At 65.3% G+C, this 15353-nt stretch carries 14 protein-coding genes; 11 read left to right on the forward strand and 3 right to left on the reverse strand.

Annotation, left to right across the window (positions count from 1 at the left end):
- Window positions 1–144: 144 nt before the first annotated feature.
- Window positions 145–1434 carry a TAXI family TRAP transporter solute-binding subunit gene (locus tag K678_RS14915; RefSeq protein WP_039853411.1) on the reverse strand — a complete coding sequence of 430 codons (1290 nt, stop codon included), beginning with the start codon at window positions 1432–1434 and terminating at the stop codon, window positions 145–147.
- A gap of 184 nt (window positions 1435–1618) precedes the next feature.
- Here K678_RS14915 and K678_RS14920 point away from each other — a divergent pair, with 184 nt between their 5' ends.
- The 3 genes from K678_RS14920 to K678_RS14930 all read left to right on the forward strand — a co-directional run bounded on the left by K678_RS14920 (window position 1619) and on the right by K678_RS14930 (window position 3459).
- Entirely contained in the window at window positions 1619–1981 is a 363-nt protein-coding gene (locus K678_RS14920) for a rhodanese-like domain-containing protein (RefSeq protein WP_021133305.1), read from the forward strand.
- Window positions 1978–2427 carry a rhodanese-like domain-containing protein gene (locus K678_RS14925; protein WP_021133306.1) on the forward strand — a complete coding sequence of 150 codons (450 nt, stop codon included), beginning with the start codon at window positions 1978–1980 and terminating at the stop codon, window positions 2425–2427. The genes K678_RS14920 and K678_RS14925 overlap by 4 nt, the downstream gene beginning before the upstream one ends.
- Before the next feature lie 108 nt (window positions 2428–2535).
- Window positions 2536–3459 carry a metal ABC transporter substrate-binding protein gene (locus K678_RS14930; RefSeq protein WP_039853415.1) on the forward strand — a complete coding sequence of 308 codons (924 nt, stop codon included), beginning with the start codon at window positions 2536–2538 and terminating at the stop codon, window positions 3457–3459.
- A 26-nt stretch (window positions 3460–3485) separates the two neighbouring features.
- On the opposite strand, the gene K678_RS14935 is transcribed toward K678_RS14930, so the two are convergent.
- Entirely contained in the window at window positions 3486–3698 is a 213-nt protein-coding gene (locus K678_RS14935) for a cold-shock protein (protein ID WP_021133308.1), read from the reverse strand.
- Between the two features lie 420 nt (window positions 3699–4118).
- On the opposite strand from K678_RS14935, the gene K678_RS14940 reads away from it, so the two are divergent.
- From K678_RS14940 to K678_RS14960, 5 genes are all read left to right on the forward strand, one after another.
- Window positions 4119–5303, forward strand: a complete 1185-nt coding sequence (locus K678_RS14940; RefSeq protein WP_021133309.1) for a trans-sulfuration enzyme family protein — start codon at window positions 4119–4121, stop codon at window positions 5301–5303.
- Window positions 5304–5382: 79 nt separating this feature from the next.
- Window positions 5383–6225: a ChbG/HpnK family deacetylase gene (locus K678_RS14945; protein ID WP_021133310.1), complete on the forward strand. Its 843-nt coding sequence runs from the start codon at window positions 5383–5385 to the stop codon at window positions 6223–6225.
- A complete protein-coding gene (locus K678_RS14950; RefSeq protein WP_021133311.1) occupies window positions 6222–7382 on the forward strand; it encodes an MFS transporter in 1161 nt (386 codons plus the stop codon). The genes K678_RS14945 and K678_RS14950 overlap by 4 nt, the downstream gene beginning before the upstream one ends.
- A gap of 115 nt (window positions 7383–7497) precedes the next feature.
- Entirely contained in the window at window positions 7498–7992 is a 495-nt protein-coding gene (gene msrB, locus K678_RS14955; RefSeq protein WP_021133312.1) for a peptide-methionine (R)-S-oxide reductase MsrB, read from the forward strand.
- A gap of 19 nt (window positions 7993–8011) precedes the next feature.
- Entirely contained in the window at window positions 8012–9754 is a 1743-nt protein-coding gene (locus K678_RS14960) for a cytochrome c biogenesis protein DipZ (protein ID WP_021133313.1), read from the forward strand.
- A gap of 24 nt (window positions 9755–9778) precedes the next feature.
- On the opposite strand, the gene K678_RS14965 is transcribed toward K678_RS14960, so the two are convergent.
- Complete coding sequence (locus K678_RS14965) at window positions 9779–10363, reverse strand: hypothetical protein (protein ID WP_021133314.1); 585 nt, start codon at window positions 10361–10363, stop codon at window positions 9779–9781.
- 433 nt (window positions 10364–10796) lie between these two features.
- On the opposite strand from K678_RS14965, the gene K678_RS14970 reads away from it, so the two are divergent.
- The 3 genes from K678_RS14970 to K678_RS14980 are packed head-to-tail and all read left to right on the forward strand — an operon-like array spanning window position 10797 to window position 15315.
- The gene (locus K678_RS14970) at window positions 10797–12782 is read left to right on the forward strand and encodes a PAS domain S-box protein (protein WP_021133315.1); all 1986 of its coding nucleotides are present in this window, start codon (window positions 10797–10799) and stop codon (window positions 12780–12782) included.
- 33 nt (window positions 12783–12815) lie between these two features.
- Window positions 12816–13991: a BaiN/RdsA family NAD(P)/FAD-dependent oxidoreductase gene (locus tag K678_RS14975; RefSeq protein ID WP_021133316.1), complete on the forward strand. Its 1176-nt coding sequence runs from the start codon at window positions 12816–12818 to the stop codon at window positions 13989–13991.
- Between the two features lie 37 nt (window positions 13992–14028).
- Window positions 14029–15315 (forward strand): Hsp70 family protein, encoded by a 1287-nt coding sequence (locus K678_RS14980; protein WP_021133317.1) that lies wholly within the window; start codon window positions 14029–14031, stop codon window positions 15313–15315.
- Window positions 15316–15353: the final 38 nt, after the last annotated feature.

Here is a 15353-nt window from a genome sequence, read left to right on the forward strand (position 1 = left end):
GCGTAACTTTTTCCGGATCTGTCCGGAGGTGAGGCCGTCATCGCTACCCTTCGCGTTAATAAAGACGATAACACACAGCTATCGCTTTTATTCCCGCCGCTTCCTCATCGTTCGTTTGCGCCAAAGACATGGTTCGGAGCTAGATCAGGCGAGTTGGGTTCGCGTTGCCACCAGGATGGAGCGGCAAGTCTCGCAGCCCAGCCGGAACGCATCGATCCCGCGGGGAGAAATCGTCCCGTCGGCGATCCCCTGCAACACGTCGTGGATCAAGGCATCGAGTTCGCCCTCGATCGCTTCGCACTGGGCGATGGCGGTGGCGGTCCGGGCGCGCTGACATAAAGCGACCAGAGCGCCCAGGCGGTCTTCGACCTGAACCGGGCGGCGGCGGAAGACGGTGCTGTACAGCGCAATCGCCGCCGAGCCGATCACGCTCATCGTCGACATGCTGAGATAGATCAGATCGGAATAGCGCTCGAAGACCGTCTCGACCTCGCGCTCGACATATTGGCTGGCCCCCTCGTGGCTGGCGATCAACGCCCCTTTCTCGGTGTCGGGAGGCTCGATGCGGGTACCGAAGGTTTTCTCGATCCCGAGTTGGCGCCCGCTCTCGAACAAAGCCCGCATCAGTTCGACGACTTGCCAATCGGGGAGTTTGGCGCGAGCGACCAGAATCTTATGCAGCGCGACGGTCTCGATCTCTTCCTCGGGGATGCGGGGCGAGCCCGAGAGCAGACCGGGTTCGATCGTTTCGGCATAAAGGCCGGGCACTTTCCGCTCCAGCGCCTTGGCGTCGCCGATCGCGTGGACCGAGACCCCGCGCACGCTGTTGGCCAGGCTGCCGAACTCGCTGGCGGATTCCAGGCGCGAGAGCGGCTCGAACAGCACCACCAGATCATTGGTTCCGCTCAGCAGAGTCTCAAGCTTGGTATCGCTGGGAACGGTGCGCAGATCGATCCGCTTGAAATCGACTTTATATTGTTCGAGCAGGCGACGGAGAAAAGCCTCGTTGCGGGCGTCGCGGCCCAACACCGTCACCTTGTGCCCTTCCAGGTCGGCCAGGGTGTCGATCCGGGTCTTGCGCACCCCGATCACCAGGATCGCTTCATGCTCCAGCACCGCCAGCGCCCGTGTCGACGCGGGGATGCGGCGCTCGTCGGTACGCAAGATCGCCAGTTCGGCATCGTGACGAGCAAAGCGCAGCAACGCCTGGGCTTGGGTGTCGCACACCTCGATCGACAGAGCGACCGAAGCATGGTTCTGCGCCAGGGCCTCGGACAAACGACGGGCGAAACGATGTTCGGGGCTGTCTTCGGGACCAACGGCAATCGTGATCGCCGTCGGCTGCGCGTACCAATAGCCGACTATTCCGACCACAAGGGCGGTCAGCAGAACCGTCGCGACGGTCAGCAGCAGGATTTTGGTTCGATTGCGCATCGCCGGATTGTCCGTTCTTGCGTTCGGGGGAGTCCAGGCCCCCTCCCCGTCTTCGGGATCATCGGTCATCGCGAAGGGTCTTTCCAGCACCATGGCCCGATGGCGGGCGCACGCCTTGTTTTCGACTGGCGCAATACATTAGGCGCGCTTAATATTAGATAAGAGCAATATGGAGACACCGATCATGAGCGAAACCGGACTCGTTGACCTTTCCCCCGCCGAGGCCAAAAGCTGGCTGGACCAGGGCACGGCGATCCTGATTGATGTTCGCGAGCCCTATGAATATGGGGTCGAGCGGATTCCCGGAGCCCTGCTGTTCCCGCTTGCCACTTTCGACCCGGCCGCACTGCCCTGCGGCGGAAACCAGAAGATCGTGTTGCAGTGTGGAACCTCGAAACGGTCGGGCATCGCGGCCCAGCGGATGATCGATGCGGGCTGCCCCGTCGTCTATCATATCAAGGGCGGACTGGCGGCGTGGAAAGAAGCCGGTCTTCCCCTGCTCGGCATCAACCCCACCACCGGCGCGATCGAGGCGAAGATTCCGTGACCATACCGTCCTGGTGCCGCCCGGCCCTGCTCGCCGTTCTCCTGACCCTGCTGGGCGGGAGCGCGGCGGACGCGGCCGACCTCAGCCTGTCCGCCCCCGACGCCAGCGCTTTGGTCGCGGCGGGAAAGATCACCCTGATCGATGTCCGCACCCCGGAGGAATGGCGGGAGAGTGGAGTGCCGCCCGGCGCGAAGCGGCTTGATTACCGCAACCGGGTTGGGGACCGGGCCTTTCTCGAGCAGATCGTCGCGTTGGTCGGCGGCGACCGCAGCGCCCCGCTGGCGATAATCTGCCGCAGTGGCAATCGGTCGACACAGGTGCAGACCCTGCTGACCCAGAACGGGTTCAGCCATGTCCTCAACGTTCCGGAAGGAATGCTGGGCAGCGCGGCCGGTCCGGGGTGGCTGCGGCGAGGATTGCCAATCCAGCCCTGCCCGTCCTGCTGACGTCGGGGCATTTGCCCGGGGCAATGGGGGCGAATGGGCCTTGCCGAATCGAACGATGTGTTATGTTATAACGTATCGTTCGATTCGGCCCAGGAGGTTTCTGCCGTCATGTTGCCCCGTATCGCCCTTTTATCCGCGCTGATGATCGCGGTCTGCGGCCCCGCTTTGGCGGAGCCGTTGAAAGTCGTCGCCAGCTTCTCGATTCTTGCCGATATGGTGCGCCAGATCGGCGGCGATCAGGTCGAGGTCACCACTCTGGTCGGCCCCAACGGCGACGCCCACGTCTATCAACCGACCCCCGGCGACGCCAAGGCCATCGCCGCAGCCGATCTGATCGTTGTCAATGGATTGGGGTTCGAGGGCTGGTTCGACCGCCTGTTCAAAGCCTCGCAGAGCAAGGCGCTGGTCGTGGTGGCCTCGACCGGGGTGGTTCCATTGACGATGAAGGCCGAAGACGAAGGGGAGACTCACCACGCCCACGGCCATAGCCACGCCGACCCGATCGATCCCCACGCCTGGCAATCGCTGGCCAATGGCCGCCTTTATGCCGGGAATATCGGCGAGGCGCTGGCCCAGGTCGCGCCAGAACGGGCCGAGCACTTCCTGGCGGCGGCGGCGGCCTATTCCCAGCGGCTGGGCGTGCTGGATTCCTGGGTGCACCACGAATTGGGCGCGATCCCCAAGGCGGACCGCCGGATCATCACCAGCCACGACGCTTTTGGTTATTTCGGCAAAGCCTATGGAATTGAGCTGATGGCTCCGGTCGGATTCAGCACCGAGGCGGAACCGACGGCAAAAGAGGTCGCCGCCCTGATCCAGCAGATGAAGGCAACCAAGGTGCGGGCGATCTTCATCGAATCAATGAGCGACCCTCGCCTGACCCGGCAGATTTCCAAGGATGGAGGCGGCACGATCGGGGGCGTCCTGTATTCGGACTCGCTGTCACCGAGTGATGGCCCCGCCGCGACCTACGAAGCGATGTTCCGGCATAATGTCAGCGTGCTGAAAGCGGCCCTGGCCCCCCACGGTTAACCGCCGTGGGGCGGCTCGGGATCGGGTCAGTCGACCGCCTTCAGATTCTCGGCGGCCATCTTGCCGCTTTTGGTATCGGAGACCAGATCGAAGCCGACCTTCTGGCCTTCGCGCAGATCGCCCAGGCCCGACCGTTCCACCGCGCTGATATGGACGAAAGCATCCTTGCCGCCCTCATCGGGAGCGATGAAGCCGAAACCCTTTTGGGCGTTGAACCATTTCACGGTCCCCGTGGTCATCAGGTTACCCTTTCTCGAACGGAGGAACCCCCTTGTCCGCGCAAGCGGGCAAGGGTCGGGGCACGGTCTGGCAGGACGATCACGAACCGGCGTCCGATGGGCTCGGCGCGCTATGGCTTTGTCCCTCCGTGTCGGTGACATGGTTGCGCCCAAACCGGGCAGCCATCAACCAAAATACACAACAGTCTTCCGCTAAAAACGCCCCTAAGTATATTCTCCGCGACACCTTTCTCTTTCCCTTGCGCCACCCCCGGTCGGATCGGCTGAGGGGACTCGCTTTTGGACGAGACCAAAATGCCGGGGGTGATTGGACAGAAGTAAGGACACAGCAAATACCCTCAAAGGCGGTCAGAGTGGTGTAAACTCCGCGCTGACGTCCGGTCGGGCTGCGGTCGGCGCGCACAAGGAGCGTTATCGGTGATGAAACCCGCCACCCTTGCCATTCACTCCGGTTTATCGACCAGCGTCCCCGGCCAGCCGGTCCTGAGCCCCCTGGTCCCGGCCACCAGCTTTTTCGCCGATCCCGATGCGATCGGCTTTTCCGCCAACGATCTCGGCGATCAGACCCCGCATTTTTATTCGCGCTGGAGCAACCCCACCGCCGAGGCGCTGGAACAGCGTCTGGCCGCGCTGGACGGTGGCGAGGCGGCATTGACCTTCGCCAGCGGCATGGCCGCGATCAGCGGTCTGTTCCTCCACCTGCTGAAGGCGGGGGATCACCTGATCGTGTCCGACGTCTGCTATGCCGGGGTGGCCGAACTGGCGCACGAGAGCTTGCCGGAATGGGGCATCGACGTCACCAAGGTCGATACCTCCTCGCCCCAGGCGGTCGCCAATGCGCTGCGCCCCTCGACCCGGCTGGTCCATATCGAGACGCCCGCCAATCCGATCCTGCGGCTGGCCGATATTGCCGCGATTGCCGAAATCGTTCACCAGCACGGCGCCAAGCTGTCCGTCGATGCGACGATGGCGACCCCGATCGCGACCCGCCCGCTGGAGTTAGGCGCCGATTTCGTTGTTCACTCGTTGACCAAATATGCCTGCGGCCACGGCGACGCCCTGGGTGGGGCGGTGATCGGCAGGCGCAAGGCGCTGGCCGATCTGCGCAAGGAAGCGCTGATCCATTTCGGGGGCGCGATCAATCCCTTTGCCGCCTGGCTGATCCTGCGCGGGTTGGAGACGCTGCCGATGCGGATGGCGGCGCATCAGGCCAATGCGGCGGCGGTGAGCGAATTTTTGTCCAACCATCCCCGCGTCGGGCGGGTGCTGTGGCCGGGCTCGCCCTCGCATCCCCAGCACGAACTGGCGCGTCGGCAGATGCGCAACTTCTCCGGCATGGTGTCGTTCACCGCCGATGACGGCCCGGCTTTGGCACGGCGCTTCGCCGAGCGGCTGAAACTGGTGGCCTATGCCGTATCACTGGGCAAGACCCGCAGCCTGCTGTTCCACATCCCCGCCGAAGACATCATCCGTTCGTCCTTCCGGCTGGATGCCACCGCCGCGCAACGCTATCGCGAGTGGACCGGGGACGGCACCTTCCGCCTGTCGGTTGGGATCGAAGATCCGGCCGATATCATCGCCGACCTTGAACAGGCGCTGGGATAGAGTCCGGCCCGGTCTCCGAATAGAGCGGATGCGTCTTTAACACTGGCGTCGATAACGGACGCGCCTTTATCGTGAAGCGATGATCACCCCATCCCTGACCCTGTGCGCCGACGATTACGGCCTAGCCCCCGGCGTCGGCCGCGCCATCCGCGCCCTGATCGAGGCCGGACGTCTTCAGGCGACCGGCTGCATGACCGCCGGTCCGTTCTGGCCGTCCGAAGCCCTGTTGCTGCGTCCGCTGTGGCCGCGGGCCGAGTTCGGCGTTCACCTGACCCTGACCGACCACACCCCGCTCGGCCCCCTGCCCGGTCTGGCTCCGGACGGTCGCTTTCCCTCGCTGGGACAGGTGTTGAAACGGTCGCTGCTGCGCCGCCTCGACCGCGCCGAAATCGCCGCCGAGTTAGAGCGTCAGGTCGATTCGTTCGAGGCGGCAATGGGGCGCGCCCCCGATTTCCTTGACGGTCATCATCACGTCCACCAATTGCCGGTGGTCCGCGATGTCGTGCTGGATATCGCCGCGCGGCGGCTGGCCCCCGGCGGCTGGGTGCGGTCGTGCTGGGACAATCCGCTCATGATCCTCGGACGTGGGATCGATCCGGCCCGCGCCGGGCTAATCGCGGCGTTGGGAATCGGGCTGCGGCTGCGGCTGCGCCGGGCCGGTATCGCCCATAATCACAGCTTTCGCGGCGTCTATGATTTTTCCGGCCGGGTTCCCTATCCGGCGCTGTTCAAACGCTTCACCGACCGCCCCGGCCCTGGGACCCTGGTGATGTGTCATCCCGGCGAAGTCGACGATGCCTTGCGCGCCTGCGAAAGACTGACCGACCAGCGCGCCGTCGAATATGCCTTCCTTGGCTCGGATGAGATGATCGCCACCCTGACGGATCGAGGGCTGGCTCTGGCACCGCTGCCCCGGGCATGAGCGGAGCGGGACAGGCCACGCGGCTGGCGGTGTATTATGCCGCCTTGTTCGCGATCGTGGGCATCTTTGCTCCGTTCTGGCCGTTGTGGCTGTCGTCACGGGGCCTCAGCCCGTCCGAAATCGGCATCCTGATCGCCTTTACCTACCTGACCCGGCTGGTCGCCAATCCCCTGGTCGGCCATTGGGTCGATCATCGCGGCGACCGCAAGCGGCCGATGCTGATCCTGGCCGCCGCCGCGACCGCGATGTGCCTGTTGTTCCCCTTCTCCTGGGGGTTCTGGCCGATCCTGATCGTCACCCTGCTGGTGTTCCTGCCCTTCAACGGACTGATGCCGGTGGGCGACAGTCTGGTTCTGATGGTCGCCGGTCGCGAAAAGATCGATTACGGCCGTGTCCGGCTGTGGGGATCGCTGGCCTTCATCGCTTCGGCTTCGGCGGTCGGCCATGCCCTGGAACTCTGGCCGGTGGACGGGTTGCCCTGGCTGGTCTGTGCGATCCTGCTCTGCCTCACCCTCACCTGCACCACGTTACCCGACGCCCGCGTCCCGCTGCGCGACCAGCCGCCGCCGCCGCTGCGCCCCTTGCTGGGGTCGGGTCTGTTCCTGCTGTTCCTCGGTGCGACCGCGCTGAACCAGACCGCCCACACCGCCTATTACGGGTTCGCGACCTTGCATTGGAAAGCGGCGGGCCTGTCCGATGCGACGATCGGATGGCTGTGGTCGGAAGGAGTCGTCGCCGAAATCGTCCTGTTCTCGCTCAGCGGCCGGGCGGTGGCGCTGGTGGGACCGGCCGGGCTGATCCTGTCGGCCGGACTGTGCGGCATCGTCCGCTGGACGGTCCTGGGCGCGACCACCGAACCGGCCCTGCTCGCCCTGGTCCAGGTCCTCCATGCCGCCACCTTCGGCTGCGCCCATCTCGGCGCGATGCATTTCATCTCGCGGGCGGTGCCGCCCACGCTGTCGGTCCGCGCCCAGGGCCTGTTCGCCGCACTATCGGTCGGGCTGGCCCCCGGTCTGGTGATCGCCGGAACCGGGCCATTGTACGAGTGGCTGGGCGGCGAATCCTTCTGGGTGATGGCCGGTCTGTCCGCCGCCTCGGCCCTGACGGCGTGGCCGTTATTGCGGCGTTGGAATGGCGGCCGCCTGATCGCGGCCTGAGCCTCGTCGGCAGCGGAACAGCCCGCGCCGTCTTGTCTTCCCCTCCCGCACCCCCAATCTAACCAACGATGCGGATCGCCGCGTCGAAGTGCGGTCTTTGAGCGGGAGCGCGGAGATGCTGACCAGACGTCACCTTCTTTGGGCCGGATCGAGCGGCCTCGCCCTTCTCGGCCTGGGCGGCGGGACTCTGTTGGTGCCCGCCCGCGCCGGTGAAGACTTTCCCATCCATCACACAGCCAAGGAGTGGCGCAACATGTTGACGCCGGAACAATACGCGGTTCTGCGCGAAGAGGCGACCGAGCGGCCGTTTTCCAGCCCGCTCAACAACGAACACCGTGCCGGACAGTTCGCCTGTGCCGGATGCGACCAGCCCTTGTTCGATTCCACCACGAAATACGACAGCGGCAGCGGCTGGCCCAGCTTTTGGGCGCCGAAAGAGGGTGCGGTCGCCACCTCGACCGACCACAAGATCGGCGTTGCCCGCACCGAAGTTCATTGCAGCAAGTGCGGCGGCCATCTCGGCCACGTCTTCGATGACGGCCCGGCCCCGACCGGCTTGCGCTATTGCATGAACGGGGCAGCCCTGACCTTTACGCCGAAGACCTCTTAAATAACCCTGGTGCCCTCCGATGCTGCTGTTCGCCATCGCCTATCTCGCCGGGGGATTAACCATCCTCAGCCCCTGCATTTTGCCGGTTCTGCCCTTTGTGTTCGCGGGGGCCGACCGCCCCTTCCTGCGCAGCGGCTTGCCGATGCTGGTCGGAATGGCGCTGACCTTCGCCGTGATCGCGACCCTGGCGGCGGTCGGCGGCGGCTGGGCGGTCGAGGCGAATGAGACCGGGCGCTGGATCGCCCTGGCCCTGCTGACCCTGTTCGGGCTGGCCCTGTTGCTGCCCCGTCTGGCCGAGCGGATCACCCGTCCGCTGGTCGCGCTGGGAGGACGCCTGTCCCAGGCGGCGGAACGGGGCGAGGCCACGGGCACTCCGCCCGGAATCGCTCCGTCCATTCTGCTCGGCATCGCCACCGGGCTGGTGTGGGCTCCCTGCGCCGGACCGATCCTGGGGGTGATCCTGACCACCGCCGCCCTGGACGGGGCCAGCGTACAGACCAGCCTTTTGCTTGCCGCCTATGCCGCCGGAGCCGCCACCTCGCTGGCGGCGGCGCTGCTGCTGGGCCGCCGGGTTTTCGTGGCGATGAAACGCAGCCTGGGGATCGGCGAATGGGTCCGGCGCGGCCTGGGCGTCGCAGTGCTGGCCGCCGTCGCGGCGATCGGTCTCGGGCTGGATACCGGATTGTTAAGCCGCCTGTCGCTGCCCGGCGCGGTCGCGATCGAGCAGAGGCTGCTTGACCGGCTTGGTCCCGCACCGGACATGCTGGCGGCGATGGCGGCGGAAAGCTCACTGCCGGTCGAAGGCACCCTGCCCTCGCTGGCCGGAGCGACAGCGTGGCTCAACAGCCCGCCGCTCACCCCCGACAGCCTGCGCGGCAAGGTCGTCCTGGTCGATTTCTGGACCTATTCCTGCATCAATTGTCTGCGCGCCCTGCCCTATGTCCGGGCCTGGGCCGAGAAATACCACGAGGCCGGGCTGGTGGTGCTGGGCATCCATGCCCCCGAATTCGCGTTCGAAAAATCGTTGAGCAACGTGACCGGGGCGGTGCGCGATCTGAACGTCTCCTATCCGGTTGCGGTCGATAACGATTATGCCCTGTGGCGAGGCTTCAACAATCATTACTGGCCGGCCCATTACGTGATCGACAGAGAGGGCCGCATCCGCTTCCACCATTTCGGCGAAGGTGGCTACGAGCATACCGAGCAGGTGATCCGTCAATTGCTGACCGAGGCCGGGCGGACCCTCCCCCCCGCAACCACCACCGAATCGATCGCGACCGTCGGAGTTCATGCCCCCGCCGACTTCGCCGCGTTAGGCTCGCCCGAGACCTATATCGGCCACGACCGCGCCGAAAATTTCCGCTCGCCGGGCGGCATCGTCCCCGATCTGCCCCAATCCTACACCGCCCCGGCGACTCTGCGCCGCAATGAGTGGGCGTTGACGGGAGAGTGGAAAATCGAATCCGAACGAGCGGTGGCAAGGTCTAGCGGCGCAACGATCGTGTTTCGCTTCCACGCCCGCGATCTGCATCTGGTGCTGGGACCGAACGAAAGCGGCACCCCGGTCCCGTTCCGGGTACGCCTCGACGGTGCCGCCCCGGGGGCGGATCACGGCCTTGATGTTGATGCCGACGGTCGCGGAACGATCACCGGGCGGCGGCTCTATCAATTGATCCGCCAGACCGAAACCGGACGCGACCGCACCTTCGAAATCGAGTTCCTCGCCCCCGGGGCTCAGGCGTTCGCCTTTACCTTCGGCTGAGCGGGCTGCGGCGCAAGGCCGCCGTCACTTCTTGGCAAAAGCGGGGCAAAACCGCCGCAACTCGGTCAGATCGAGCGTGCCGTTATGGTCAAGGTCAAGCGAGTCGAAGATCAACGTCGCCTGACGCAGGAACTCGTCCAGGCTGACCTTGAAATCGAGATTGGTGTCGGCGGCCATCACCGGATCTTCGCCGGTGGTCAGGGTGGAGCGGTCGGAACCACCACCGTCGCGCGGACCTCCCCCACCGTCATGGGGACCACCACCGCGCCCCCCGCCCCAACCGCCGCCGGGAAAACCGATGCGGCCGTTGATTGCTCCGTCATCGCCGTCGCCGCGCCGAATATGCGGCTCGCGCGGGGGGGCGATCGGGCGGAACGGCGCCCGGTAGGCAGACAATTCGTCAGCGGTGATAAATCCGTCTCCATCGCCGTCCATCCGGGCGAATTGTGCCCGGGCATCGGCGAGAAAATCCTGGCGAGAGATCGCGCCGCTATGAGTCGAATCAACCCGGACGGCCCAATCGCCAAGCACCGCCTCGCACGGACGCCAGCCCAGGTCACCACCGGTCAGTGGTTCGGCATTGGGGCTGAGGACAAGAGGATGGTGCACGCTCCCCGGTCCATCCGGACCACCGGGGCCGCCCGGACCGCCCGGACCGGAACAGGCCGTAAGTCCGACGGCGACAAAGACTATACCCAGCACTTTCCCGGTCATGCCTCACCTTCGCGTTTGCCTTCGGGGAACCGACCCAGGATTCGTTCGGGTCAACGACACGGACTCAATAACTACCTTACGCCAAAGGATACACGCCAGATAGATACGGATTCCTGCGTTTTCGGAATGGATCGCCTCGACAGAGAGCTTGTATCGACGCCCCACCCTCCACACCAAAACGTGGTATTTCTAAGGGGTGGTATGGGTAGGGCGGTGTGGATGTGATGAACGACAGCGACGTCAGAGCGGCGATCGATCAGCCGGAAGTGAGGAGCTTTCCCTCAGCGGACCAGAACGTCCACCCCAAAGCAGACCAAGGCGGTTGACGATGGGAACGGTCGTTTCCCGGCTCTCTGCCCGGACCGGCCGGAAACTCGGTCTGATCCTCGTGCTGTCCCTGCTGGTCGGGATGGGTGCCAGCGAAGTATTCCGGCTGGTGATGGAAGCCGGGCACCAAGACGATTTCATCGCCGCAGCCCAACGCGAGGCAGCCCTTTTCCAGGGACGGACTCTGGGCGGACGGGCGATGGGAGCGGTCACCATTTCCGGCTTGACCCAACCATCGTTGCGTGCGGTCGCGGCCGGACCGGGGATGACCGGACAGCGACACCTCGCCGAAGCGGAACATATCCTTGAAATCCTCGGCCAAGAGATTGAAGGCGAAGGAACCTTCGTCGTTAATCGTGGCGGGATCATCGTTGCTTCGTGGGACGATCACGGCCGGGCACGGATCGGCACCGATATCAGCTTCCGCCCCTATGTCCATCAAGCGCTGAGCGGGAGGGAGAGCGTCTATGCCGCCGTCGGAACCTCGACCGGGGACCGCGCCCTGTATCTGGCCGCTCCGATCTGGGGAACCGAAGGCGACAGCAAGATCGTGCTCGGCGCGGTGGTGGCGCGGATCGGGATCGCGGCGATAGACCATGCCCTGCGCGACTGGAACGGCATTGCCTTTTTGCTCTCGCCGCAAGGAGTGGTGTTTGCCAGTTCGCGGCGGGATTGGCATCTCGCGGTCGTCGGAGAGATCACCCCCGACCGCATCCGCGCCCTTTCCACCTCGCGGCAATTCGGCGGCGCCTTCGATGGTCCGCATCGGATCAGAACACTTCCATTCGATCCGAACACGACCAATGCGCACATCAACCAGACCAGCTACATGGTGACACGTCGGCCACTGCAATGGAACGACCCGGGCGGCGATTGGTCGCTGGTGCTTCTGACCGACCTGGAAACGGCAACCCCGTTATTGCTGCGGATGGCGATCGGCCTGTTGTCGGCGCTCGGCGCGGGCGGTCTCGGCCTGCTGGGTCTGGGCGCACAGGATCGGACGGTACGGCTCCGCCAGGAAGAAAACTCCCGCACGGAAACCGTCCAGCTCTTCGCCGATCAAACCGAAAAGTGGCAACGCCAAGCCGACCTGATCGCCCGGCTGCAACGGACAACGACCGTCGCCGAAATCGCCCATGAGCTTTTCGCCGGTCTGGCCCGCGACCTGCCGCTGCATCAGGGCAGCCTTTATGTGATCGATGTCGACGGGCAAAGCCTCTGTCTGGCCGGGCTTCATGGTGGCGGCAGCGCGCCCGAGCGGATCGGGCTGGAAGACGGCATGATCGGCGAATGCGCCAGGATGTGCCGGGCGCTGTGCTTTGAAGACCCGCCGGCCGGGGTCTGGCGACTTCGCCGCGAGCAGGGCGAGGACTCGCCACGCGCCCTGCTGCTGTTGCCGCTGGTCCGTGCCGACCGCGTTCTGGGGGTGCTCGAACTGGCCTCGCTCTCCCCCGCTTTTGTCACCGACCGGGCGTTGATCGATGCGGTTCTTCCGGTGCTGGCGGTCCAGATCGACTTGGTGCTGGCGACACGACAAGCCCAGGATTATCTGGTCGAAGGACGGCGCCTGACCGAGGCGGTGCGGCTCCAGCAGGATTTCAGCCAGCAGACCGAAGATTGGTTCCGCACCATTATCGACGAATTGCCGGTCGGGCTTTTGGTGGTTGATCCGTCTGGACGCATCATCCTGTCCAACCGCGAGATCGAGCGGATGAGCGGCTATTCCCTCGACGAATTGTTGGGAGCCGAAATCGAGACCCTGCTCCCCGCCAGGGTCCGCCCCCACCATGTCGAATGTCGCAAATCCCTGGCGCTGTGCGCGGAACAAGTGATCCGGATGGCCAGTGGCTCCCCAGAACTGCCGCTGCTGACGCGCGACGGCACCGAGCGTCTGGTCGAGATTTCCCTGGCGCAGACTCCCGCACTGGGATCGCAACCGCCCTGCACCTGCGCGATGATCCGGCCGGTCGTGCGCACCCGGTCGTGACAGAGGACGAAATCCGGGCTAGAACCCGATTGTATGGATTTCGACGTGATCGTGATCGGCGCGGGTGCCGCCGGGTTGATGTGCGCCGCCGCCGCCGGTCGGCGTGGGCGGCGAGTGCTGGTGCTCGACCATAACGACCAGCCGGGCCGCAAGATTCTGATCTCGGGCGGCGGGCGCTGCAATTTCACCAATCTGGGCGTTGCCCCCGACCGTTATCTGTCGGGCAACCCGCATTTCGTTACCTCGGCGCTGAAGCGTTATCGCCCCGCCGACTTTCTCGACTTGCTGCGCCACCACCGCATTCCCTGGCACGAGCGCAGTCATGGCGAGCTGTTCTGCGACCGCTCGGCCGAGGACATCGTGACGATGCTTCTTGCCGAATGCACCGCCGCCGGGGTGGAGCTCCGTTATGGGCTGAAGGCAGGCGCGGTCAGCGGCGACGGCCCCTTCACGGTAGCGACCGGGGCGGGCGGGCTGTCGGCCGCCTCGGTGGTGCTGGCGACCGGCGGTCTGTCGATCCCCAAGATCGGCGCGAGCGGCTTTGCCCATGCCGTCGCCCGCCGCTATGACGTCCCGGTGGTGACCCCGCGCCCCGGACTGGTACCGCTGACCTTTGCCGAAGCCGATCTGGCGCTGATCCGTCCGCTGTCGGGCATTGCGGTCGACGCCATCGTCTCGGTCGGCCGCGCCCGTTTCCGCGAAGCGGTGCTGCTGACCCATCGCGGCCTGTCGGGTCCAGCGGTGCTGCAAGCCTCGTCCTACTGGCGGGATGGCGAGTCGATTGCGATCGACTGGCTGCCCGACCTTGACGCTGCGGCCTATCTGCTGGAACGCAAGACCTCCCGCCCCAAGGCCGAAGTGCGGACGGTGCTGGCCGAGCATCTGCCCGCCCGTCTGGCCGAGATGGTAACGACGCGGGCCGGGGCCGATGCCCGCCCGATCGGCCAGACTCCCCATGCCGCCTTGACCGCGCTGGGGACCGAGTTGAAAAACTGGAAGCTCACCCCGACCGGCACCGAGGGCTGGCGCACCGCCGAAATCACCGTGGGCGGGATCGACACCGCCGCTCTGTCGTCGAAGACGATGGAGATCAAGACCCGCCCCGGCCTGTTCGCGGTTGGCGAAGCCGCCGACGTTGCCGGATGGCTGGGCGGCTATAATTTCCATTGGGCATGGGCCAGCGGCTGGGTCGCCGGTCAATTCGCCTGATTCTTCCTTTCATTTCGCCTCGCATCAAGGACATCTCATGTTCGTCGGAATGGACTTTGGCACCACCAACAGCGCCGTGGCGATTGCCGGGCAGGATAAGGCGGCGGAGGTTGTCCGCTTCGCCACCTCGGCCGGACCGGCGCAGACCTTGCGCTCGGTGCTGGCCTTCGAGGCCAACCGCCGCGACGCCCACCACAATGTCGTGCCGCTGGTCGGTCACGAGGCGATCGACGCCTATCTGCACAGCGACGGCGAGTGCCGTTTCCTGCAATCCTTCAAGTCCTACCTGACCAGCCGCCTGTTCACCGGCACCTCGATCCTGGGCCGGACCTACAGCCTGGAAGATCTGGTGGCGCTGATCGTCTCCCACCTCCGCCGCGCCGCCGAGGCCGAGGGCAAGGCGGTCACGCGGGTCGTGGCCGGACGTCCGGTCCGCTTCGTCGCCGAAGGAGGCGAGACCGAGGACGATTACGCCACCGGGCGGTTGGTCGAAGCCTTTGCCAAGGCTGGAATCGGCGAGGTGGTGTTCGAGTACGAACCGATTGCCGCCGCTTATTATTATGAAAGCACGCTAACCGAGGACCAGACCGTTCTGGTCGCCGATTTCGGCGGCGGCACCAGCGATTTCTGCCTGATCCGGCTGGGACCGGGGCGAGCGAAACTGGCCCGACCCGAAGACGCGATCATCGGCACCGCCGGTGTCGGCATCGCGGGTGATGCCTTTGACCGCCGCATCGTCGAACACGGTCTGTCGGCCCATTTCGGCAAGAACGACACCTATCTGAGCGGCGGCAAGGCGTTGCCGATGCCGGCCTGGGTCTATGCCAAGCTGGAACGCTGGCACCATGTCGCCTTCCTCAACACCCCCAAGACGCTGCGGCTGTTGCGCGATCTCCAGCGTCATGTCGACGACCCCGAGCCGATCGAACAATTGCTGGCGCTGATCGAGCACAATCTCGGCTATCACCTTTATCGCGCCGTCGAGCGGGCCAAGCTCGACCTGTCCCGCGGCGAGGAAACCCTGTTCCGCTTCGACCACGCCCCGGTTCTGGTCGAACGGCGGATCGTCCGCAGCGAGTTCGAGAGCTGGATCGGCAAGGAGCTTGCCGCGATCGAATCCTGCGTCGAAGGTCTACTCGACAGCACCGGAATCGCGGCAGAGCGGGTCGATCGCGTCTTCCTCACCGGCGGTTCGTCGCTGGTCCCCTCGGTGCGGGCGATCTTCGCCCGTCGCTTTGGCGAGGACAAAATCAGCGCAGGCGGCGAGTTCATCTCGGTGGCAAGTGGTCTGGCCCAGCGCGCCCGCGAGGTGTTCTCCGCCTGATTCCCGATCCCGGCGCGGCGGCTCTAGGTCCTGTACCC

The sequence above is a fragment of the Magnetospirillum fulvum MGU-K5 genome (assembly GCF_000442515.1).
Classification (GTDB): Bacteria; Pseudomonadota; Alphaproteobacteria; order Rhodospirillales; family Magnetospirillaceae; genus Phaeospirillum; species Phaeospirillum fulvum_B.

Bases quoted from the DNA above. Each gene is read 5' to 3' on its own strand.
- K678_RS14915 (WP_039853411.1), bottom strand. From the start codon at position 1,434: ATGCGCAATCGAACCAAAATCCTGCTGCTGACCGTCGCGACGGTTCTG.
- K678_RS14920 (WP_021133305.1), top strand. From the start codon at position 1,619: ATGAGCGAAACCGGACTCGTTGACCTTTCCCCCGCCGAGGCCAAAAGC.
- K678_RS14930 (WP_039853415.1), top strand. From the start codon at position 2,536: ATGTTGCCCCGTATCGCCCTTTTATCCGCGCTGATGATCGCGGTCTGC.
- K678_RS14935 (WP_021133308.1), bottom strand. From the start codon at position 3,698: ATGACCACGGGGACCGTGAAATGGTTCAACGCCCAAAAGGGTTTCGGC.
- K678_RS14940 (WP_021133309.1), top strand. From the start codon at position 4,119: ATGAAACCCGCCACCCTTGCCATTCACTCCGGTTTATCGACCAGCGTC.
- K678_RS14945 (WP_021133310.1), top strand. From the start codon at position 5,383: ATGATCACCCCATCCCTGACCCTGTGCGCCGACGATTACGGCCTAGCC.
- K678_RS14950 (WP_021133311.1), top strand. From the start codon at position 6,222: ATGAGCGGAGCGGGACAGGCCACGCGGCTGGCGGTGTATTATGCCGCC.
- msrB (WP_021133312.1), top strand. From the start codon at position 7,498: ATGCTGACCAGACGTCACCTTCTTTGGGCCGGATCGAGCGGCCTCGCC.
- K678_RS14960 (WP_021133313.1), top strand. From the start codon at position 8,012: ATGCTGCTGTTCGCCATCGCCTATCTCGCCGGGGGATTAACCATCCTC.
- K678_RS14970 (WP_021133315.1), top strand. From the start codon at position 10,797: ATGGGAACGGTCGTTTCCCGGCTCTCTGCCCGGACCGGCCGGAAACTC.
- K678_RS14975 (WP_021133316.1), top strand. From the start codon at position 12,816: ATGGATTTCGACGTGATCGTGATCGGCGCGGGTGCCGCCGGGTTGATG.
- K678_RS14980 (WP_021133317.1), top strand. From the start codon at position 14,029: ATGTTCGTCGGAATGGACTTTGGCACCACCAACAGCGCCGTGGCGATT.